Origin of the sequence: Collinsella intestinalis (assembly GCF_902501455.1) — a bacterium.
In the GTDB taxonomy this organism is placed as follows: Bacteria; Actinomycetota; Coriobacteriia; order Coriobacteriales; family Coriobacteriaceae; genus Collinsella; species Collinsella intestinalis.
Genome location: NZ_CABWIC010000007.1, coordinates 324,017 through 345,826, shown reverse-complemented (window position 1 = coordinate 345,826; position 21,810 = coordinate 324,017). Strand labels below are relative to the sequence as shown.

Annotated in this window: 14 protein-coding genes; 10 read left to right on the top strand and 4 right to left on the bottom strand. The window is 61.8% G+C overall.

Annotated features, from left to right (window positions below):
* The first annotated feature begins 282 nt into the window (after nt 1-282).
* The gene (gene rpmB / locus AOBCEHNH_RS02700) at nt 283-471 is read left to right on the top strand and encodes a 50S ribosomal protein L28 (RefSeq protein ID WP_006721280.1); all 189 of its coding nucleotides are present in this window, start codon (nt 283-285) and stop codon (nt 469-471) included.
* Between the two features lie 228 nt (nt 472-699).
* Here rpmB and AOBCEHNH_RS08170 read toward each other — a convergent pair whose 3' ends face one another.
* Nucleotides 700-1,446: a transposase gene (locus AOBCEHNH_RS08170; RefSeq protein WP_152063059.1), complete on the bottom strand. Its 747-nt coding sequence runs from the start codon at nt 1,444-1,446 to the stop codon at nt 700-702.
* A 456-nt stretch (nt 1,447-1,902) separates the two neighbouring features.
* Between AOBCEHNH_RS08170 and adhE the strand changes: the two genes are divergently transcribed.
* On the top strand, nt 1,903-4,551 hold the full coding sequence (gene adhE / locus AOBCEHNH_RS02690) for a bifunctional acetaldehyde-CoA/alcohol dehydrogenase (protein WP_152063058.1): 2,649 nt from the start codon (nt 1,903-1,905) through the stop codon (nt 4,549-4,551).
* Nucleotides 4,552-4,673: 122 nt separating this feature from the next.
* Complete coding sequence (locus AOBCEHNH_RS02685; RefSeq protein WP_006722737.1) at nt 4,674-5,441, top strand: phosphotransferase family protein; 768 nt, start codon at nt 4,674-4,676, stop codon at nt 5,439-5,441.
* Between the two features lie 95 nt (nt 5,442-5,536).
* Here AOBCEHNH_RS02685 and AOBCEHNH_RS02680 read toward each other — a convergent pair whose 3' ends face one another.
* Nucleotides 5,537-6,229, bottom strand: a complete 693-nt coding sequence (locus AOBCEHNH_RS02680) for a thiamine diphosphokinase (RefSeq protein ID WP_152063057.1) — start codon at nt 6,227-6,229, stop codon at nt 5,537-5,539.
* A gap of 484 nt (nt 6,230-6,713) precedes the next feature.
* Here AOBCEHNH_RS02680 and glgB point away from each other — a divergent pair, with 484 nt between their 5' ends.
* The 7 genes from glgB to AOBCEHNH_RS02645 all read left to right on the top strand — a co-directional run bounded on the left by glgB (nt 6,714) and on the right by AOBCEHNH_RS02645 (nt 19,333).
* Nucleotides 6,714-8,735, top strand: coding sequence for a 1,4-alpha-glucan branching protein GlgB (glgB, locus tag AOBCEHNH_RS02675; RefSeq protein WP_193221186.1), 2,022 nt, complete (start codon nt 6,714-6,716; stop codon nt 8,733-8,735).
* 106 nt (nt 8,736-8,841) lie between these two features.
* The gene (locus AOBCEHNH_RS02670; protein ID WP_152063056.1) at nt 8,842-11,268 is read left to right on the top strand and encodes a glycogen/starch/alpha-glucan phosphorylase; all 2,427 of its coding nucleotides are present in this window, start codon (nt 8,842-8,844) and stop codon (nt 11,266-11,268) included.
* Between the two features lie 136 nt (nt 11,269-11,404).
* Entirely contained in the window at nt 11,405-12,553 is a 1,149-nt protein-coding gene (locus AOBCEHNH_RS02665) for a glucose-1-phosphate adenylyltransferase (RefSeq protein WP_152063055.1), read from the top strand.
* A gap of 4 nt (nt 12,554-12,557) precedes the next feature.
* Entirely contained in the window at nt 12,558-13,667 is a 1,110-nt protein-coding gene (gene glgD / locus AOBCEHNH_RS02660) for a glucose-1-phosphate adenylyltransferase subunit GlgD (protein WP_152063054.1), read from the top strand.
* Between the two features lie 151 nt (nt 13,668-13,818).
* Entirely contained in the window at nt 13,819-15,480 is a 1,662-nt protein-coding gene (gene glgA / locus AOBCEHNH_RS02655; RefSeq protein ID WP_152063053.1) for a glycogen synthase GlgA, read from the top strand.
* A 172-nt stretch (nt 15,481-15,652) separates the two neighbouring features.
* Nucleotides 15,653-18,946, top strand: coding sequence for a 4-alpha-glucanotransferase (locus tag AOBCEHNH_RS02650; protein ID WP_152063052.1), 3,294 nt, complete (start codon nt 15,653-15,655; stop codon nt 18,944-18,946).
* Between the two features lie 156 nt (nt 18,947-19,102).
* Nucleotides 19,103-19,333: an FmdB family zinc ribbon protein gene (locus tag AOBCEHNH_RS02645; protein WP_152063051.1), complete on the top strand. Its 231-nt coding sequence runs from the start codon at nt 19,103-19,105 to the stop codon at nt 19,331-19,333.
* Nucleotides 19,334-19,475: 142 nt separating this feature from the next.
* On the opposite strand, the gene AOBCEHNH_RS02640 is transcribed toward AOBCEHNH_RS02645, so the two are convergent.
* Together AOBCEHNH_RS02640 and fmt are read right to left on the bottom strand one after the other, a co-directional pair.
* Nucleotides 19,476-20,891, bottom strand: a complete 1,416-nt coding sequence (locus AOBCEHNH_RS02640) for an RsmB/NOP family class I SAM-dependent RNA methyltransferase (protein ID WP_193221155.1) — start codon at nt 20,889-20,891, stop codon at nt 19,476-19,478.
* Nucleotides 20,884-21,810 carry a methionyl-tRNA formyltransferase gene (gene fmt, locus AOBCEHNH_RS02635; protein ID WP_152063049.1) on the bottom strand — a complete coding sequence of 309 codons (927 nt, stop codon included), beginning with the start codon at nt 21,808-21,810 and terminating at the stop codon, nt 20,884-20,886. The genes AOBCEHNH_RS02640 and fmt overlap by 8 nt, the downstream gene beginning before the upstream one ends.

The following is a 21,810-nucleotide window of genomic DNA, read 5'->3' as shown; positions in this document are numbered from 1 at the left end:
GGTATTTTCTCCATCTCATGCGCCCTGAAACCGTAAGAGCCCCATTCCATAAAAGCTCAACAATTTAGGTACCTCATAACTATCTGTCAAAGGTGGAGGTCAAACCACTTGCGCACGCACATGACGGCCGTATAATGTGGTCCGCGCGCTGCATCCCACGCCGCGGAGCGCACACTTCTCGTTCATTGTGGAGATTCCGCACATGAATGGGCTTCTATGGTATAGTTCATTGCTGTTTGTTCACGCGACCTCATTTTCGGTCGCCTAAGAAGGGTCACTGACATGTCCAAAGTTTGCGAAATCTGCGGTAAGCACCCCGTTGCTGGTCGCTCCATCAGCCACTCCCACCGCGTCTCCAACCGTAAGTTCCGTCCGAACATCCAGCGCGTGTACGTCGTCGTGAACGGCGTCCGTCGCAAGATGAACGTGTGCACCAGCTGCCTCAAGGCCCAGAAGGTGGCCCGCTCCTAAGCACTCCCCTCTTTGGACAAACGTTTGCTTGCATACGCAGCGCCCCGGCATCGCCGGGGCGTTTTTTGTATCAATGTACCGCTCCCGTCGGTATCAATTGGGGACAGGTACAAATTGAGACATGCAATCGAGGTGCGTCAACCGAAACAGGAGGAAATCGCTTCCGCCCGCAAGGGCGTTGGGGAGGACGCCAGGCAGGCACATGGTCGACCACAATCGCAATGCAGGCTAATTCTGAACAGCTACACGCGAAATCACCCTGCGTGACACGCCCGTGATGCGAGAAATCTCAGACACATTCAATCCGCACTCGGAGAGGATCCGTATACAAGCGTCTCGCTCCGGCCTCGGACTCGCCCCAATTACAAGTGGGTCCCTGCCTCCCAGGGCAGTACGGGCAACCTCCAGAACTCCAACCCCATCGGAGTGCATCACACGGGCCAAATCACGCCAGCTGTCTTCAGAAGAGGAAAACTCAACGAACCTCGCCGCGCCACCTATCAGCTCGTACACCAGACCGCGTGAAACAAAGCCCTTGTTCTCGACATACCCGCGATAACTGCTCCATTGATAACACTCACGCCCTGAGACCCCCGCCTTGACGGGATTATCGTGAACATAACGTACGACCGTAAGTAGGTAGCGCACGTCTTCAACTGCAGCGCTCGAGTATCTTCCCTGGAACAAGTGGCCAGACCGGTCGTGCCTCTCGTTAAAGTACCTTGCGTACACGCAGCAGAGTCGCTGCATGAACACACCGAGGTCTCCTTCGGGATCGAACAGAACGATGTGCACGTGATTGTCCATAAGGCAATACGCAATCACATCGACGCGCTCTTGCGCAGCAAGCAGCTCCAAACGATCGAGAAAGAAGTTTCTGTCCACCGCATCCTCAAAAATGATCTGACGACCGCAACCGCGAATCGTCACATGGTATAGATCGGTTTCGCATCGAACTCTTCCCGTCCTCGCCATATGTCTACCGCTCCTGTCGAACTAAACCGCCTGGCGCCATCGATGACGACGGCAAGGTCAACTTCATTCTTGCTGTCATAGGCTCGATGGCGCCGAGAATACAATTTCATGACCACCCGTCTGCGCATGTATCTAATCCAAATCTGACCGACATAGCCAGAACAAACCAAAATATAGATGTGATTGAAGGAAGCCCTGTGGAATACAGACATCAACGTCTCAATTTGTACCTGTCCCCAATTGAGATCACATTTTGAGATCTCCAATGAAATGAGTGAAACGTTTCAGTTGATGGGAATACGCCACGGTTTAAACACAAATAGTGATGTTTCATGCTATTGAAGCGCTCCATTCGACCGTTTACGGCTGAATATCCGCCATTCGCCATAATGAAGCGTTTCATTACTATAGAGTACGACTTGTTGGGAAAACCCGCTTCTCGCAAAGGAGAGCAGAATGGCGAAGAAACCTACCGTTGCCGCCGCCCCCGAAATCGTAGATTCGATCGAATCCCTTGAGGCCAAGCTCGCGCACATGCGTGAGGCCCAGGGGATTTTTGCTACCTACTCCCAGGAGCAGGTCGACAAGATCTTCTACGAGGCCGCTATGGCAGCCAACAAGGCCCGCATCCCCCTGGCCAAGATGGCCGTCGAGGAGACCGGCCGCGGCGTGCTCGAGGACAAGGTCATCAAGAACCACTATGCCGCCGAGTACATCTACAACGCGTATAAGGACACCAAGACCTGCGGCGTGATCGAGCGCGACGATGCCTACGGCATCACCAAGATCGCCGAGCCCATCGGCATCGTGGGCGCGGTCATCCCGACCACCAACCCCACCTCCACCGCGATCTTCAAGTGCCTCATCTCTCTGAAGACCCGCAACGCCATCATCATCTCCCCGCACCCGGCTGCCGCCAAGTGCACCATCGCCGCCGCCAAGCTCGTGCTCGACGCCGCCGTCAAGGCCGGCGCTCCCGAGGGCATCATCGGCTGGGTGGACGTCCCCTCCATCGACCTCACCAACAAGGTCATGGCCGACGTCGACATCATCCTGGCCACCGGTGGCCCCGGCATGGTCAAGGCCGCCTACTCCTCCGGCAAGCCCGCCCTGGGCGTCGGTGCCGGCAACACCCCCGTCATCATCGACGATACCGCCGACATCAAGCTCTCGGTCAACTCCATCATCCACTCCAAGACCTTCGACAACGGCATGATCTGCGCCTCCGAGCAGTCCGTGACCGTCCTCGAGTCCGTGTATGACGAGGTCAAGGCCGAGTTCGCCCGCCGCGGTTGCTACTTCGTGAAGAAGGGCGCCGAGATGGAGGCCCTGCGCTCCGCCATGTTCAAGAACGGCGCGCTCGACCACCGCATCCCCGGCATGCCCGCCGCCAAGATCGCCGAGCTCGCCGGCATCGAGGTCCCTGCCAAGACCAAGATCCTGATCGCCGAGGTCACGTCCGTCGATCTGGAGAAGGAGGAGTTCGCTCACGAGAAGCTCTCCCCCGTCCTGGCCATGTACAAGGCCCCCGATTTCCAGACCGCCGTCGACATGGCCGAGCACCTGGTGCTCGCCGGTGGCCCCGGTCACACCGCCTCCCTCTACGTGCACCCGGCCCAGGCCGAGAAGATCTCCCTCTTCGAGCACACCATGAAGGCCTGCCGTATCGTCATCAACACCCCCTCCTCCCAGGGCGGCATCGGTGACCTGTACAACTTCGGCATGAAGCCCTCCCTCACCCTGGGCTGCGGCTCCTGGGGTGGCAACTCCGTCTCCGAGAATGTTGGGGTGAAGCACTTGATCAACGTCAAGACCGTGGCCGAACGCCGCGAGAACATGCTGTGGTTCCGCGCTCCCGAGAAGGTCTACTTCAAGAAGGGCTCCACGCCGGTCGCCCTCGACGAGCTCGGCACCGTGATGGGCAAGAAGCGCGCCTTCATCGTCACCGACCAGTTCCTCTTCAAGAACGGCAACACCCGCGCCATCGAGGCCAAGCTCGACTCCATGGGCATCGCGCACGACTGCTTCTACGACGTCGAGCCCGATCCGTCCCTGCAGTGCGCTCGCCGCGGTGCCGCCCAGATGGCCCTCTTCGAGCCTGACGTCATCATCGCCGTCGGCGGCGGCTCCGCCATGGACGCCGGCAAGATCATGTGGATGATGTACGAGCACCCGGAGTGCAACTTCGAGGATATGGCCATGGACTTCATGGACATCCGCAAGCGCATCTTCACCTTCCCCGAGATGGGCAAGAAGGCCTACTTCGTGGCCGTCCCCACCTCCTCCGGTACCGGCTCCGAGGTGACCCCGTTCGCGATCATCACCGACAAGGACACCGGCATCAAGTGGCCGCTCGCCGACTACGCGCTGCTGCCGAACATGGCCATCGTCGACGTCGACAACGCCATGACCGCCCCCAAGGGCCTCACGAGCGCCTCCGGCATCGACGTGATGACCCACGCCATCGAGTCCTACGTCTCCATCATGGCGTCCGACTACACCAAGGGCCTGTCCATGAAGGCCGCGAAGCTCGTCTTCGAGAACCTTCCCAGCTCCTACGAGAACGGCGCCAACGACCCGCACGCCCGTGAGGAGATGCACAACGCCTCCTGCATGGCCGGCATGGCCTTCGCCAACGCCTTCCTTGGCCTCAACCACTCCATGGCCCACAAGCTCGGCGCCTTCCACCACCTGCCTCACGGCATCGCCAACGCCGTCATCCTGACCCGAGTCATGCGCTACAACGCCGCCGAGGCCCCGGTCAAGATGGGCACCTTCTCCCAGTACCCCTACCCCAACGCGCTCGCCGCGTACGCCGAGATGGCCCGCTACTGCGGCGTCGAGGGCAAGGACGACCGTGAGGTCTTTGAGAACTTCTGCGCCAAGCTCGAGGAGCTCAAGGCCACCATCGGCATCAAGGAGACCATCGCCGACTACGGCGTGGACGAGGCCTACTTCCTCGAGTCCCTCGACGAGATGGTCGAGCAGGCGTTCAACGACCAGTGCACCGGTGCCAACCCGCGCTACCCGCTGATGAGCGAGATCAAGGAGCTCTACCTCGACGCCTACTACGGCCGTGAGCCCCAGGACTACGCCGTCCTGTAAGCGCATCCGCTTCCCGCCCGTTTGCCGCCGCTCACCCAACTCATCGCGAGCGGCGGCACGGGCGTCCTAAGATGGTGTAGATCCATTGATGGCGTAGACCCATTCAGAAAGGAAGGCACACCATGAATCTGCCCGAGTCCAAGACCGTTATCGTCGAGCACTCCAACAAGAAGGTCTACGACCTTGGCGACAAGATCGCCAAGGTCTTTAACTCCAACAAGCCGGCTTCCGATGTCTTCAACGAGGCCCTGAACCTCGCCCGCATCTCCGAGTCCGGCATCCGCGCCCCGAAGGCCCTCGAGGTCTCCGAGGTCGCCGGTGAGGGTTGGGGCCTGCTCACCGAGAAGGTCCCGGGTGTGACGCTCGCCGACAAGATGGCAGCCGAACCCGCCAAGTTCTACGAGTACCTCGAGCAGTTCGTCGACCTGCAGGTCGAGATTCACGCCGAGCGCTCCCCGCTGCTCAACCGTCAGCGTGACAAGTACGCCCGTATGATCAACGGCCTCCAGCACATCAACGCCACCACCCGCTACAACCTCATGGAGCGTCTGGACGGTATGAAGAAGGAGTTCCAGATCTGCCACGGCGACTTCAACCCGAGCAACGTCATCGTGGCCGAGGACGGCCAGCTCTACGTCTGCGACTGGGCCCACGCGACTCAGGGCTCCCCTGCCGCCGACGCAGCCATGACCTACCTGCTGTTCGCCCTTAACGACAAGCAGCAGGCCGATGCCTATCTCGAACTGTACTGCGACCGCGCCGACGTCCCGATGCAGGTCGTCCGCCAGTGGATGTCCATCGTCGCCGCCGCCGAGCTCTCCCGTAAGCGCACCGACGTCAACGATGAATTCCTCATGAGCTGGATCGACGTCGTGGACTACATGGGCTAACAGCCTGGCAACCCGCGCGAGAACGCGTTCATGGCAACGGCCCCGGAGACAGACGATCTCCGGGGCCGTTAGCTTTTCAAAACTACTTGCACGCGTCAGCGAATGAGATACGCCGCGATGGCGCCTTCATGGCAAGTCACTTCGGCATCATCCGTGACGATATTCGAGATGCCCAAATCGCTCAACAGCTCGACGCGTTTGTGATCGAGCTCCCACTCCATCCCCCGCTCGGATACGACCCCGACGGGACTCAGACATACGAACGAAAACGTCGAACCCTGAAAGCCCGTCATCTGCCATGACGCGCCCGCCCTGAGCAGGCGACCGGAAAAGTCCTGTTCCTCGAGGCAAACCGGGCCGTCCCATCTCAAGATGCAGCCAAGTGCTGCGAGGGCGTGATCGGGCCGTCCCCCCGTCAGGCACGTGCACACCAGCTCGACGCTCCCCCAACGCGAATCGATCGCGCGAAGGGCGAGCGAAAGGTCGGTAAAATCCTTATACGGGTCATAACGTTCGACGGCCAAAACTTCAGAGGGTTCTCCCTCTTCGCAACGACGAACCGCCAACAGGCCGCGAGCGCCCACCGAGTCCGCGTCGCCACAGAACAAGTCACATGGCAGTCCGGCATCCAGCACCGCATCGAGACCCCGATCCACTGCCACGACCAAATCGCAGCCGGCATACAGGTGCTTGAGAAACACGGCATCGCAGGTCTGCGGTGAGCCTCCGACAAGAAGGACGCGCAACGCATCCGCTTGGGTTTCGAGGACGCTGCTCATGCCTTTCATATAAGACCACCTGACGCATAGCACAATTACGGACAAATTGCCATCTTACCCAATATTTCGCGATCATGCGCGCGGCAAACGCAGCTCAAAACAGGCCCTTACAGTAGGTTGCTTATCAAACCCCTTGCTTACGGGGTATTTACCAAAAAGCCCAGCATGTCAAGCTAAAATGTGATTGTTTCACCCATGGGGCGATTTATACCGATTGCCGCATTCTTGTCTATTTTGTGATGAACGAGTGATACGGTAAGTATCGTCACTGGTTCCACATGCGTCGATGCGAGTGGAACGAACGCAGCACATCTGCGTCCCCTTCCGTCTAAGTACGCATGCCGAGCCCGAGACGTATCGTTGGTTTACGGCAGAACGCCGCGCATACGATCGGAAGGTTGAGATGGCCATCACATCGAAGACCGCCAATAAGACAGAGCGCAAGGCCCAAGGACTCGCCAAGGGGCCCGTTGCCGCTGCACAACCCAACCTCATGCTCACGGATGACGACATCCACCTGTTCGGAACCGGCATGTGGCAGCGCGCGTGGGAAAAGATGGGCGCCCACAAAGACGTTCAAGGCAACTCCGAAGGCTGGCTTTTCCGCGTTTGGGCCCCTCAGGTCTCAAGCGTGCACGTCGTCGGTGATTTCAACGGCTGGGACCCCAAGGCAACGCCGCTCACACGTGCCGGCAATAGCGATATATGGGAGACCTTCGTCCCCGACCTTGAGCAGGGATCGCTTTACAAATACGTGATCGAAACCGATGCGGGGGAGCTCCTCTGGAAGGCCGACCCGTTCGGTTTCTACGCTGAGACTTGCCCTGGAACAGCATCCAAGCTCTGGGACCTCGGTGGATACACCTGGAAAGATGCCACATGGCTGAATCGCCGCGCCGAGCGCGACATCATGAAGAGCCCGCTCAACATTTATGAGGTGCACCTGGGCTCCTGGAAGCGCCATGGCAACGAACCGCAGGGCGAGCCACGCGAAGACGGCACCTGGCCCGGCCCCGGCGATCCGTTCCCGGCGCAACGCGGAACGTACTACACCTACGACGACCTCTCCGATGAGCTCGTGGCTTACGTCAAGAAGATGGGCTATACCCATATCGAGGTCATGCCCCTCTCCGAGCACCCCTTCGACGGATCTTGGGGATATCAGGCTACGGGATACTTCGCAGCAACCTCTCGTTACGGCACCCCCCAACAGCTCATGCACTTCGTCGACGCCTGCCACAAGGCCGGTATCGGAGTGATTCTGGACTGGGTTCCCGGGGGCTTTTGCGCCAACGCCGAGGGACTTGCGACCTTCAACGGCCGCATGCTCTTCGAACGCGAGATTCACCCCAACTGGGGCACACACAAGTTCGATTTCTCCCGCCCCGAGGTTCGCAGCTTCCTCGTGTCCAACGCCCTCTTCTGGATCGAACAGTTCCATGTCGACGGCATCCGCATGGATGGCGTATCGAGCATGCTCTATCTCAACTTCGGCGTGAACAACCCAGCGGACAAGAAGTTCAACAAATACGGCACCGAGGAGGACCTCGACGCCTCCGCGTTTATCCGCCAGGTCAACTGCGCCGTGGGCAAGGAATTCCCCGATGTCATGATGATCGCCGAGGAATCCACCGCATGGCCCCTGGTCACCTATCCCGCAGAGGACGGCGGCCTGGGATTCCACCTCAAATGGGATATGGGCTGGATGAACGACACCCTGCACTACATGCAGTGTGACTTCCCTTGGCGCCCGGGCAACCACAGCCTGCTCACCTTCTCCATCATGTACGCCTTCTCGGAGAACTTTATCCTGCCGCTGTCGCACGATGAGGTCGTGAACGGCAAGTGCTCTCTGATCGGACGCATGCCGGGCGACGACTGGCGCCGTTTCGCCGGTCTGCGTACGCTCGCCTTCTACCAGATGACCCACCCCGGAGCCAAGCTCTCCTTCATGGGTGACGAGATCGCCCAGCAGATCGAATGGCGCTACTACGAGTCCATCGAGTGGTTCCTCGCCAAAGACTTCGACGCCACCCACGGCGCTCAACAGCGCTTTATCGAGGCACTCAACCACTTCTACACCAAGCAGCGCGGACTGTGGCAAAACGCCTATACCGAGCAGGGCTTCGAATGGATCGATGCCAACAACTCCGAGCAGTCCATTGTGAGCTTCGTGCGCCACGGCGATAAGCCGGCCGACGACCTGCTCATCCTGATCAACTTCGACCCGGCATCCTACGAGACCTATCGCGTGGGAACCCCGCGCGAGGGCGATTGGGAGCTCGTCTTCAATACGGACAATCCGGCCTTTGGCGGATCCGGCTTTCCGGTGGTCGACATGGCCTCCTCCAAACCCGAGCCCTGGAACATGCGCGACAACTCAATCGAGATCGCCGTTCCCGGCCTCGCCGGCCTGGTCTACCGCCGTCGCCGCGCCTCCTCCTACAAGCCTCCCAAGGCAAAGACGCCAAAGACAAAGGCCGCGTCCAAAACCAGGACATCCCGCGCGAAGTAAGCACCGACTTCGGAGCGCCTCGCGCCCACGATGACGCAACCGCACGCCGGGCCGATCGTGCGCGCTTGCGACTATCACCAACCCGACCCCTTCTCGAAAGGAAACCATGGATAAGATCTACGAGAACAAAGAGCAGTTCATCGAGCAGTACCGCCAGCACGTGCGCGCACTGTCCGGCAAGGAGTTCGAGGATACGAGCGATATCGACCGCTTCACCGCGCTGGCCAACATGGTCGCCGGCGATGCTCGCGTCATTGCCGCCAAAACCGACGAGCGCAACCGCACCGAGGGCAAGAAGCGTGTCTACTACTTCTCCATCGAGTTCCTCATCGGTCGCCTGCTCGACAACTACCTGCTGAACCTCGGCATTCGTGACCTCGTGGCCGACGCCATCGCCGACATGGGCGGCGATCTCGACGAGATCGAGCGCCAGGAGCCCGATCCGGCCCTGGGCAACGGCGGCCTCGGTCGCCTCGCCGCATGCTTCCTCGACTCGATGGCCCACGAGGGCATCGCGGGCTACGGCAACGGCATGCGCTATCGCTACGGCCTCTTCAAGCAGGAAATCGTCGATGGCCGTCAGGTCGAAGTAGCCGATGAATGGCTCTCCAAGGGCTATCCCTGGGAGGTCAAGCGCCCCGACAAGGCCGTTCGCATCGGCTTCGGCGGCTACGTCGTCTCACGCCAGGAGGGCGACCGCACCTTCTACTCCGTTGAGGGGACCGATGACGTCCTGGCCGTGCCTTACGACATTCCGATCGTCGGTTACGGCGGCGAGACCGTCAACAAGCTGCGCTGCTGGAGCGCCGAGCCCATCGACGACCATTTCGATCTCGACGCCTTCAACGCCGGCGACTACACCGGCGCCGACCGCGACCGTGCAAATGCCGAGGCCATCTCCGCCATCTTGTATCCCAACGACGCCGGCGAGCACGGCCGCCTGCTTCGCCTCAAGCAGGAGTACCTATTCGTTGCCGCGGGTATCCGCACCCTCCTCGACACCTTTGTGCGCGAGCACGGCAAGGCCTGGAACGAGCTGCCCCGCTATGTGGCCATCCATACCAACGATACGCACCCGGCGATGTGCGGACCCGAGCTCATGCGCATCCTCATGGACGAAGAGTGCCTGACCTGGGACGACGCTTGGGAGATCGTGACGAACGCGGTGTCCTACACCAACCACACCATCCTGCCCGAGGCTCTCGAGAAGTGGCCCATCTCCACCTTCTCCACCCTGCTGCCCCGCGTGTACCAGATCATCGACGAGATTAACCGTCGCTGGCGCGAGAGCTTCGACATGAGCAAGCCCGAGAGCGCCGAACGACTGCGCGCGACCGCCGTCCTGTGGGATGGCGAGGTCCGTATGGCCAACCTGTCCGTAATCTGCAGCCACTCCGTCAACGGCGTCGCAAAGATCCACTCCGACATCCTCAAGGCGAGCACGCTCAAGGACTTCGCGGCCATGCGCCCGGAGATGTTCAACAACAAGACTAACGGCATCAGCCATCGTCGCTTCTTCGCTGAGGCCAACCCCACCTACGCCAAACTCGTGACCGAGGCAATCGGCGACGGCTGGCTCGACGACGCCCGCGAACTCGAGAAGCTCACCGCCTTCGAAGGCGATGCCTCTTTCCTTGAGCGCGTCGGCGCCTCCAAGCTCGCCAACAAGCAGCGCCTGGCCGACTACGTCAAGCGCGAGTGTGGGCTCACCATCGACCCGAACACGGTCTTCGACGTCCAGGTCAAGCGCTTCCACGCCTACAAGCGCCAGCTCCTGAACATCATGAAGGTCATGGACCTCTACAACCGTCGTCTCGCCGATCCGAATTTCAAGATTCAGCCCACCACCTTCATCTTCTCGGGCAAAGCCGCCTCGAGCTACACCTTCGCCAAGGAAGTCATCCGCCTGATCAACGGTGTGGCCGAGGTCGTCAACAACGACCCGCGCGTCAACGACGTCATGAAGGTCTGCTTCATCCCGAACTTCCGCGTCTCGAACGCCCAGCTCATCTACCCTGCCGCCGAAATCTCCGAGCAGATCTCCACGGCCGGCAAGGAGGCCTCCGGCACTTCGAACATGAAGCTCATGATGAACGGCGCCCTCACGCTCGGCACGATGGACGGCGCGAACATCGAGATCGTCGATCTGGCGGGCCGCGAGAACGAGGCGATCTTCGGCCTCACCACGCCCGAGGTCGACGCCCTGCGCGCCTCCGGCCAGTACTTCGCCTGGGATGTCGTCAACTCCGATCGCGCGCGCCTCGGCCGCATCATCGACCAACTCGTCGATGGCACCTTCGCCGCTCAATCCGGCAACTTCGAGAGCATCCATCATGAGCTCATGTTCAACAACGACTACGACCTGGTGCTCAAGGACTTCCACTCCTATGTGGACGCTTGGGAAAAGCTCACCGCGACCTATCCCGAGACCCAGGACTGGAACCGCCGCGCGCTGCACAACACCGCGATGTCCGGCTGGTTCTCCTCCGACCGAACCATCCGCGAATACCGCGACGAGATTTGGCACGCATAAAGGAGGTGCGGCGCGCTGGGAAACGGCCGGCGCACCAATAAGGCGACGGAAGCGGCGAAGACGGGGGAGCCGCCTCCGGACACGGATATCCCGCACAAGACATCCGCAACCATCCAACGGATAAAGGGAGAGATTGATGGCAAGCAAAGAATGCATCGCGATGCTCCTCGCGGGAGGCCAAGGCAGCCGACTGATGGCCCTCACCTCTAAGATCGCAAAACCGGCCGTCAGCTTCGGCGGCAAGTTCCGCATCATCGACTTCTCGCTGTCGAACTGCGCAAACTCCGGCATCGACACCGTGGGCGTGCTGACCCAGTACCGTCCGTACCAGCTCCATGAGTACATCGGCTCTGGCCGCGCGTGGGACCTCGCCGAGCACGGCAGCGGCGTTTCCATCCTGCCGCCCTACGCCACGCAGGACGGCGGCGCATGGTATGCCGGCACCGCCGACGCGATCACGCAGAACCTCAATTACATCAAGAACCACGACCCCAAGTACGTGCTCATCCTGTCCGGCGATCACCTGTATCGCATGGACTACCGCAAGATGCTCGAGAGCCACATCGAGCACAACGCCGACCTCACCGTCTCGGTCATGCCCGTACCGTGGGAGGAGGCCAGCCGCTTCGGCATCATCACCGCCGACCCCGAAGACGGCCGCATCGTAAAGTTCACCGAGAAGCCGGAGAAGCCCGATTCGAACCTCGCCTCCATGGGCATCTACATCTTCTCCACTGACGTGCTCGTGAAGGCGCTCGAGGAGGACGCCGTCGACCAGCGCTCCAGCCACGACTTTGGCAACGACATCATCCCCAAGCTGCTCGCCGAGGGAAAACGCCTGCACACGTACGAGTTCCATGGCTTCTGGAAGGACGTCGGCACCATCGCGAGCTTCCACGAGACCTCGATGGACCTGCTCGGCGACAACCCCGAGTTCGACCTGTTCGACAAGTCCTTCCCGGTCATGAGCAACGACTCGACCCGTCCTCCCCACTTCATCGGACCCGAGGGTCGCGTTGACGACTGCCTCGTCTCCAACGGCTGCCGCGTCTACGGCACCGCGCGCCACTCGATTCTCTCCACAGACTGCGTGGTGGGCGAGCGCGCCATCGTCGAGGATTCTGTGTTGCTGCCGGGAGCCATCGTGAAGGACGGGGCGCACGTCGTGCGCGCCATCCTGGGCGAGAACGCCGTCGTGGAAGAGGGCGTCAAGCTCGGAAGCGTCGATATGACCAAGGATACCGCCGTCGTTGGAAACGACGTCGTCATCGGGAAGGGGGAATGATCCGATGATCAACCGCAAGGCCATCGGCTACATCACTGCCAACTACACGAGCAAAGAGCACAGCCACCTGCTTGAATGCCGTCCGCTCGCTTCCATCCCGTTCATGGGCCGCTACCGCCTCATCGACTTCCCGCTGTCCAACATGATGAACGCGGGAATCCGCACCGTCGGCGTGGTGCTTCCGGGCAATTACCGTTCGCTCGTCGACCACCTCGGCAGCGGACGCGAGTGGGAGCTCGATCGCAAGAAGGGCGGTCTGTTCCTACTCCAGGGCAGCGCTTACGGCACCGCCAAAAAGGGCATCCGCTTCCTGCTGCGCGACATCAACACCAACAAGATACTGTTCCAGCGCGCCAGCGAGCCCTACGTGGTCATGAGCGCGACCAACATCGTCTTCAACATGGACCTCTCCGCCGTCATCGATGCGCACGAGCGCAGCGGCTCCGGCGTGACGATGATCTACAAAAAGGCCGACCGCCAGCTCGAGGACGTCACCAAGCTCGACATCAACGAGAACGGCCGCGTCACCGACCTTAAGAGCGGCTGCGCCTACGGCGATAACCAGTTCCTCGACTGCTTCATCATCAACCGCGACCTGCTCCTCGAGCTTTGCGAGCAGTACGAGACGCTCGACTACCTCGACCTGTTCGACGCCATCCGCCCCGACTTCGGTCGCATCGACGTGTGCACCTACGAGTTCAAGGGCCTCGCCGTCGGCATGTTCAACGAGGAGAGCTATTACCAGCGGAGCATGGAAATGCTCAACCCCGACGTCATGCACCAGCTGTTCACGCACAGCCGCCCGATCATGACCAAGGCTCACGACACGCCGCCCGCGAAGTACAGCTCCGGCTCCAACGCCACCAACTCGTTCATCTCCGCAGGCTGCCGCATCGACGGCACCGTGCGCGGCTCCACCCTCTCGCGCGACGTCATCGTCGAGAGCGGCGCCTACGTGGCCAACTCCATCATCATGCAGGGTTGTGTCATCAAGCGCGGCGCGCGCGTCGAGAACGCCATCGTGGACAAGAACAACGTCGTGGAAGCCGGGACCGTCCTCACCGGTACGCCCGACAACGTGCTCGTGGTACCCAAGGTCGCAATCGAGAATTAGGGCCGCACGCGCAGCCGACGCGCCTGAGGCACACCAGGCGCGCATATGATAAATACGCCGCCTCGAGCACACGACTCAGGCGGCGTATCCGCACAGAATCACTGAACTCGACGCCGCGAAGCAACGCGCGCATCAAGAGATTGGCATCCATATGACCGAATCCCCCCAGCAGAAACTCCATGTCGCATTTGCCAGCGCCGAAGCCGCGCCCTTCGTGAAGACCGGCGGCCTCGGCGACGTGGCGGGCTCCCTGCCCCAGGCCCTCAAAGCCGCGGGCGCCGAGGTCGTCGTGCTCGTTCCGAAATACGACACCATCGCCCAGGAGTACAAGGACCGCATGGAGCACCTGTGCGACTTCTATGTCCCACTCGGCTGGCGCAATGAGTACTGCGGCATCGAGCGCCTCAACCACCTCGGCGTCGACTACCTGTTCATCGACAACGAGCGTTACTTCAGCCGTGGCTATCCGTACGGGTTCTTCGACGACGGAGAGCGCTTCGCCTTCTTCTCCAAGGCCATCGTCGAGACCCTCCAGTACCTGCCCGGGGTTCTGAACGGGTTCACGTGCGATGTCCTGCACTGCAACGACTGGCACACCGCCATGGCCCCCGTGTTCCTGCGCGAGTTCTACCAGGCCTCGCCGTTCTACCAGAGCATCAAGACGGTGTTCTCCATCCACAACATAGCGTTCCAGGGTCAGTACAGCGCCAAGGTGCTGAACGACATTCTGGGCCTGGCGCATATTCCCGCAGCTGCCTTCCAGCTCACCTGCGGTCCCGACGCCGTCAACTACATGCAGGGCGCCCTCAACTACACCGACGCCATCACGACCGTCTCCCCCACGTACGCCGAGGAGATCAAGACGGGCGAGTTCGGCGAGGGCCTCGATGGGATCCTGCGGCGCCGCGCACCGATTCTGCAGGGCATCGTCAACGGCATCGATACCGTGGGCTTCGACCCCGCCACCGACCAGCGCATCCCCGCGCAGTTCACCGCCAGCGACCGTTCCGGCAAGGCCGTTTGCAAGGCCCGACTACAGGAGGAGCTCGGTCTGGAGGTCCGCGATGACCGTCCTCTCATGGTCATGGTCACGCGACTCACCCGCCAGAAAGGCATGGACCTGGTCACGTACGCGCTCGACCGGATCCTTTCCGGCGGTGTCCAGGTGGCCGTGCTCGGCACCGGCGATACCGACTATGAGAACGCGCTGCGCTACTTCGAGGGCAAGTACCCCGGAACCATGGCCGCGCGCATCCAGTTCGACCCCGCGCTGTCCCAGCGCATGTACGCGGGCGCCGATCTGTTCCTCATGCCGTCCTTGTTCGAGCCCTGCGGCCTGTCGCAGATGATCGCCATGCGCTACGGCACCCTGCCCATCGTGCGCGAAACCGGCGGCCTGAAGGACACCGTCGCACCGTACAACCAGTTCACAGGCGAGGGCACCGGCTTCTCGTTCGCAAACTTCAACGGCGACGAGATGGCCGACACCGTCTTCCGCGCCGCACACCTGTTCTGGGACGATCGCGCCGCATTCAACAAGCTCGTGGACAACGCCATGGCCGCGGACTTCAGCTGGACTCGTTCGGCCGACGTCTACATGTCGATGTATCACAACCTGCGCCCTGACATCCCTCTGCCGCAATCCGAGACCGAAGCTGCCCCGACCGAAGAGGTAAAGCCCACCAAGGAAGCACAGCCAGCCGAACCCGAGATCGCTCCCGTTGATGAGCCCGCAGCGACGCCCGTGAAGAAGCCCGCCACCTCGACGACCAAGGTCGTTCCCAAGGCAACCCGCAGGGGCAAGCGCAAATAAGAGACGCGCGCACATCCAGCCGCGCTATACGGGCCGAGGGCGATATTCCCTCGGCCATTTTCATGTACAGGCGCCTCGAATCCCCAAAGGACGCCCGACCGCCGGCAGTGAACCAACCCACTGCAACCTGTATAATGAACAGGCATTATCCGTTCGTTTAGTTAGCTGTCTCATGAGGCTTTTTCATAATTCACGCCGATCGGAATATCGCGTACCGTTTGGCGCTGTTGTTGCCGGAACCACCGTTCATCTCACATTGCGTGTCGAAGACGCCGATGCCAGATTCCTCAAAGGTGAAGCTCGCACATGGGTCGACGATCGCGGCGAAGAGCTCATCCCAATGACCCTCGGTGAATCCAACACCCTGGTAGCGTCCATCGACTGCTCCGAACCGTGCATCTTATGGTACAGCTTCCGCGTGACATGCACCGATGGGTCGATGCTCAAGGTCGGCGCGCGCGATGGCGCCACGGGCGGAGAGTCGGTCACCTATACCGACCGCGCAGACGTCCCCTCGTTCCAAATCACCGTGTATAAGCACCGCAAAACCCGTCCCGCTTGGTACGAGCGCGGCATCGTATACCAGATTTTCCCCGATCGTTACGCGCGCGACGAGCACTGGCTCGAGCGCGCCCAGGCCGTCGTCAACAAGCCCCGCAAGGGCCCTGGCAAGCACCTGGTGATGGACTGGGACAAACCGCCGGTATACGAGCGCAACGAGGACAAATCCATCAAGAGCTGGGACTTCTACGGCGGATCGCTCGAGGGGATCCGCCGGGACCTCTTCCGCCTGCACGCCATGGGCGTCACGACGATCTACCTCAACCCCATCTTCGAAGCGCAGAGTAATCACCGCTACGACACGGCCGACTACTTCACGATCGACCCCATGCTCGGAACCGAGGAGGACTTCCGTCGCCTCGCCCAGGACGCCGACAAGCTAGGAATCTCGCTCATTCTCGACGGCGTGTTCAACCACACGGGAGACGACTCCATCTACTTCAACCGCTTTGGGAACTACCCCGGCAAGGGCGCATGGCAGGGCGAAGACTCTCCCTGGCATGACGCGTATTGCTGGAACGAAGACGGGACATACAGCTCCTGGTGGGGCATCGAGAACATGCCCGACCTCAACGAGAAGTCCGATCGTGTACGCGAACTGCTACTCGGTGAAAACGGCGTGGTCCGCACCTGGCTGCGCGCCGGTGCACGCGGCTGGCGTCTCGACGTGGCCGATGAGCTCTCGGATGAGCTTATCGCGGACATCAAAGCAGCGGTGCTTGAGGAACGCCCCGACGGCCTGTTGCTCGGCGAGGTCTGGGAGGATGCATCTAACAAACTCGCCTACGGCAAGCTGCGCAAATACCTGCTGGGTGACGAGCTCGACTCGGCCATGAACTACCCGCTGCGCGATGCCATACTGGGTTTTCTCGTTTACGGGGAGAACGCCTACCAGTGCGCCGAGCGCATCGAGACGCTGCGTGAAAACTACCCGCCCGAGGCGCTGGCCTGCTGCCTCAACCTGCTCGGCAGCCACGACAAGCCGCGCATTGCCTCCGTGCTCGGCGGCGGCCCCGACGAGAGCCAGCTGCCCGAGGAGGAGCGCGGTCGCTTCCGCCTCGACGAGAATTCTATGGGCCTGGCCAAGGGACGTTTCTGGCTCGCCACGCTCATGCAGATGACGCTTCCTGGCGTCCCCTCCATCTATTACGGCGACGAATACGCCCTCGAGGGCCTCTCCGATCCCGGAAACCGCCGCACGCTGCCCACACCCGACGCCGTACATGACCGCGACATGCTCAACATGGTTCGAAACACCATCATGTTGCGCCGTGCACTCCCCTTCCTCGTTGACGGGACACTCGATGCGTTCGCGTACAACGACGACGTGCTGTGCTACCGCCGTCGCGGATCGGATGGCCAGGTCGCAAGCGTCCTCATCAATCACAGCCTGTCCGATGCGCGCTCCGTGCGCGTTCCCATCGAGGGGGATTTTGCGCTCGATCTCGTCTCGGGCACCGACCTCAAGCGAGGGGCCGATGACTGCGCGGAGGTACGCCTATGGCCACTCGGATCGGCCGTGGTGTATTCCAGTAAGGAGCAGCGCCTGCAAAAGCCGCTCAAGCGCGGCGCCGGCGTCATCGCGCATATCACCTCACTTCCCAACGCAGGTCGCGCGGGCACCCTCGGCGCACCCGCTCGCCGCTTTATCGATCATCTCGCTGCCACCGGCCTGCGCTATTGGCAGGTCTTGCCGGTCAATCCCACAGACTCCTTTGGATCCCCCTACGCCGGACCGTCCGCCTTCGCGGGAAACCCCAATCTGCTGGAGGAAACGAGCACCGAGCTCAAACACGCCTTCGAGCGCTTCAAGGCGGAAGGGGGCTTTACCAACCGAGAGTTCTTCGAGTTCGCTCGTGAGAATGAGAGCTGGCTCGACCCGTACTGCGCGTTCATGGCCGTCAAGGACGCCATGAACGGCATCAGCCGTCATAGCTGGCCCGACGAGCTGCGTCGCTACCACGTCGACATCTTCGCCGATGCACGCTTCGCCGATCGCGCCCGTTACCATGCCTTTGTCCAGTTCCGCTTTGAGCGCGAATGGACCGAGATGCTCGCTTACGCGCACGAGAAGGGCATTGAGATCGTCGGCGACATCCCGATGTACGTCTCGGACGATTCAGCCGACGCGTGGAGCGAACCCGAGATGTTCTCACTCGGCAAGGACGGCATGCCCTACGAGATCGCGGGAGTCCCGCCGGATCGCTTCTCAGCCACCGGACAGGTTTGGGGCAATCCCACCTACAACTGGGATCATATGTGCAAAGACGGATACGTATGGTGGCTTGCCCGCCTACGCCGCTCGTTCAAGCTGTACGACCGCGTGCGCCTCGACCACTTCCTGGGCTTCCATAACTATTTTGCGATTCCCGCAAGAGGCACCGGAGCAGATGGCACCTGGATGCCGGGACCGGGCATCGAGTTGTTCCAGCGCGCATTCGAGGAGTTCGGACCGCTGCCGCTTATCGCCGAGGACCTGGGCATTCTCACTCCCGGTGTGCGCGCCCTGCTTGCAAGCTGCGGTTTTTCCGGAATGGACGTTCTGGAGTTCGCGGACTACGACATCCGCAAGCAAATCTGGCCGCACAATGAGAAGGTCCTCTACACCTCGACGCACGACACCTCGACGCTCGTCGGGTTCTGTCAGAAGTCGTTCTGCTCCAATGGCGACGAGCAGGGCGCGCGTTACCTGGCGGGCGAAATCATGCGCCATGCGCTTGACAGCCCGGCGACGCTCGTCATGATGCAACTGCAAGACCTGCTCTGCCTTGGCGACGATGCTCGCATGAACGTGCCAGGCGTGGCCGAGGGCAACTGGAGCTGGCAGGCCAATGAGGGCTTGATCTGCGACTACGAGCGCAAGATCGCAGGGGTGCTTTCCGAGACCGGACGTACGAGAGCATAAACCCCTCACATCGCACGAGACTCTTTTGGGTACAGTAACCATCGTGCGAACGAATACGCCCGAGCGCAAACGGGCGCCGCGCGTCTCCCCTATCGGACACGACACGCGGTGCCTGCTTAGCGACGGGGAACAACAGCAAGGAAGGATGTCATCACCATGGCACGTTATGATTACCGCTGCACGTCGTGCGGAAACGTCTTCGAGGTTGAGCACGGCATGACCGAGCGCCCCAAGGTCTTATGCCCCACCTGCGGAGGCTCCGCCGACAAGGTCTTCAGCGCCAGCGGGATCAAGTTCGAGGGCTCGGGCTTTTACAACACCGATCAGCGCGGCGGCGGCTCCTGCACCAGCGCGACCAACGGCAGCTGCAGCTGCTGCCAGGGCTAAACTGTCTCATTTGGGGACAGGTACAAATTGCAACAAATCAGCCGGGGGCAATGCCTCCGGCTGTTTTGCATTGGGCATCGAGCTTGAAGCCTCAGCCCAAAAGGTCTCAATTTGTACCTGTCCCCATTTGAGACGTGGCGACTTAGACGCGGATGAAGCGGGCGCAGAAGTGGCCGTCGAAACCGCCCTGGTGCGGGTAGCTCTGGAAGGTCCCGATCGGAATCTCGTGTGCGGCGATGTCCTCGACAGCGCCCGAATACGCGGGGCCAGCGGCGGCAAGGGCATCGGACAGCGGCATGGGGGCAAAGCCCTCCCCTTCCGACGACCCGAGGAACTGGGTAACCACTTGGCTGTTCTCGGCACGCAGCACCGAACACGTCGCGTAGATGAGCTGCCCGCCAGCGCCAACGCGGCGCGCAGCCTCCCGCAGTAACTCAAGCTGAAGCTCGGGAAGGTCGCGATCGCACTCCTGAGGCGTGAGTCGCCAGGGGATCTCCCCATGGCGGCGCATGGTGCCCGTACCCGAGCACGGCGCATCCACAAACACGGTGTCGAACAGCGCGGTTCGACCCAGCTGCTCGTCATACGCGGCAAGACACGCGTCCAAGTCGGTGGCATCACCCGCGGCCGTAAAGATCTCCCCCAGCCCCGAGCACTCGATGCGCTGCGCATTCGCCTGGCATTTACCCTCGTACAAGTCGAGCGCAACATGCTCGTGATCAAGATTTCGGCGTTCGGCATGGGCGAGCATCATGAACGTCTTGGTGCCGCGACCGGCGCCAATCTCGAGGCAGGACCCCTCGCGCGTAACCGCGGCGGCAATGAGCTGCGCGTGATAATCGGAGGCGACGGCATCTGCATGCGCAAAGGCATTCGAACGCACGAGCTCACTCACGCGGTCGACCGTATACGCACCGGGAAGCTCCAACGATCGAGCGCCATCGGCGGCGAGGGCATCTTCTACCGCTTCGGAGCGCAACGGATTGACCTGCACCGCGATGGGAGCAGGCTCGAGCTGACACGCAAACATGGCTTGCGCGCGCTCCTCCCCCAGCGAGTCGACAATCCTACGCACGAGCCATGTGGGCAAGCCGGCGCGACGGGCGCACGACACCATCGCGCGATGCTGCTCGGAAGCATCCTTGGCGGCGAGGAAGGCATTCGCCCCTTCCGCTACGCGACGCAACACCGCATTGGCGAGGCCGGCGGCCCCATGAGCGCACATGCGCGCGAGCTCCACGCCCTGGCTCACCACGACCTGCGGCGAAGTCCCCAGGTAGAGCAGCTCATACGCACCGATACGCAGCGCATCGCGCACGTCGGCCGTAAGCGAGCGCGGATCGTCGAGCACGCTGTTGAGAGCGTCGTCCAAGCAACCGCTGCAACCCGTGACACCCAGCGCGAGACGGCGCGCAAAGGCGGCATCGCGCGTGTCGAGCGAAGCGGATGCGCAGGCGTCGGCGGCGAGCTCGCGGGCATAGCGCCCCGACTCGCGGGCGGCGATCAAAATGCGCAGGGCAACAAGGCGCCCCGGAGACAGTTTGGCCGTCTTACTCAAGGCAACCCCATGCCCCGTCATCCTCACGCTGGCCGGCGGCCCAGGACTTGGCGTCCATCTCGCGCTTGCCATCCGGCTTGATTGAGATGAGTTCAAGCGAACCATCGGCGCAACCCATATAGACACGCCCGCCCTTCACGGTGAACGAGCCGGCTGCCACACTGGGCGAGGCGGCATCGACGGCTGCGGCGCGCATCACGCGCACGGGCTTGCCGGCGATCACGCAGCGCGCGGGCGCCGCGTTGGAGGAGGCCATAACGCGACGGATGTTCTCCAGGGCCCCAGCAGCCGGATCGAGGCGCAGCTCCGCCTTGGCGATCTTGGCGGCATGCGTCACGAGCGCCTCGTCCTGCTCGGTCCAGACGGCCGAACCGTCCGCGATGGCAGGCAGCGAGCTCACCAGCAAATCGCCGCCGAGCTCGGCCAGCTCGGCCGTCAGCTCGTCGGCGGACTTACCGGGGACCGCGCAACTCGCCTGGGCGCAATACGCACCCGTGTCCACGCCGTGGCCGATACGCATGATGGACACGCCGGTCTCGGCATCTCCCTCCAGGATGGAACGTTGGATGGGAGCCGCACCGCGCCAACGCGGCAGCAGCGAGGCATGAACGTTCACACAGCCCAAAGGAGCCATGGTGAGCACCTCGTCGGGCAGGATGCAACCGTAGGCGGCAACGCAAAAGATCTCGGCCTCGGCAGCGCGCAGGGCGTCGAGGACCTCGGGCGTCATGCGATTGGCCTCCATCACGGGCAGGCCGAGCTCGAGTGCGGCCTCCTTCACCGGTGACGGCTCGAGCTTCTTGCCGCGCGAACGCACGGCGTCCGGACGCGTGAGCACCAGGGCAACCTCGTGAGCCGCGGCGAGCTTACGCAGGGACGGAACGGCAAAGGCGGGCGTACCCATAAAGACGACGCGCAT

Coding starts and splice junctions, on each gene's coding strand:
- rpmB (WP_006721280.1), top strand. CDS start 283: ATGTCCAAAGTTTGCGAAATCTGCGGTAAGCACCCCGTTGCTGGTCGC.
- AOBCEHNH_RS08170 (WP_152063059.1), bottom strand. CDS start 1,446: ATGGCGAGGACGGGAAGAGTTCGATGCGAAACCGATCTATACCATGTG.
- adhE (WP_152063058.1), top strand. CDS start 1,903: ATGGCGAAGAAACCTACCGTTGCCGCCGCCCCCGAAATCGTAGATTCG.
- AOBCEHNH_RS02685 (WP_006722737.1), top strand. CDS start 4,674: ATGAATCTGCCCGAGTCCAAGACCGTTATCGTCGAGCACTCCAACAAG.
- AOBCEHNH_RS02680 (WP_152063057.1), bottom strand. CDS start 6,229: ATGAAAGGCATGAGCAGCGTCCTCGAAACCCAAGCGGATGCGTTGCGC.
- glgB (WP_193221186.1), top strand. CDS start 6,714: ATGCTCACGGATGACGACATCCACCTGTTCGGAACCGGCATGTGGCAG.
- AOBCEHNH_RS02670 (WP_152063056.1), top strand. CDS start 8,842: ATGGATAAGATCTACGAGAACAAAGAGCAGTTCATCGAGCAGTACCGC.
- AOBCEHNH_RS02665 (WP_152063055.1), top strand. CDS start 11,405: ATGGCAAGCAAAGAATGCATCGCGATGCTCCTCGCGGGAGGCCAAGGC.
- glgD (WP_152063054.1), top strand. CDS start 12,558: ATGATCAACCGCAAGGCCATCGGCTACATCACTGCCAACTACACGAGC.
- glgA (WP_152063053.1), top strand. CDS start 13,819: ATGACCGAATCCCCCCAGCAGAAACTCCATGTCGCATTTGCCAGCGCC.
- AOBCEHNH_RS02650 (WP_152063052.1), top strand. CDS start 15,653: ATGAGGCTTTTTCATAATTCACGCCGATCGGAATATCGCGTACCGTTT.
- AOBCEHNH_RS02645 (WP_152063051.1), top strand. CDS start 19,103: ATGGCACGTTATGATTACCGCTGCACGTCGTGCGGAAACGTCTTCGAG.
- fmt (WP_152063049.1), bottom strand. CDS start 21,810: ATGCGCGTCGTCTTTATGGGTACGCCCGCCTTTGCCGTTCCGTCCCTG.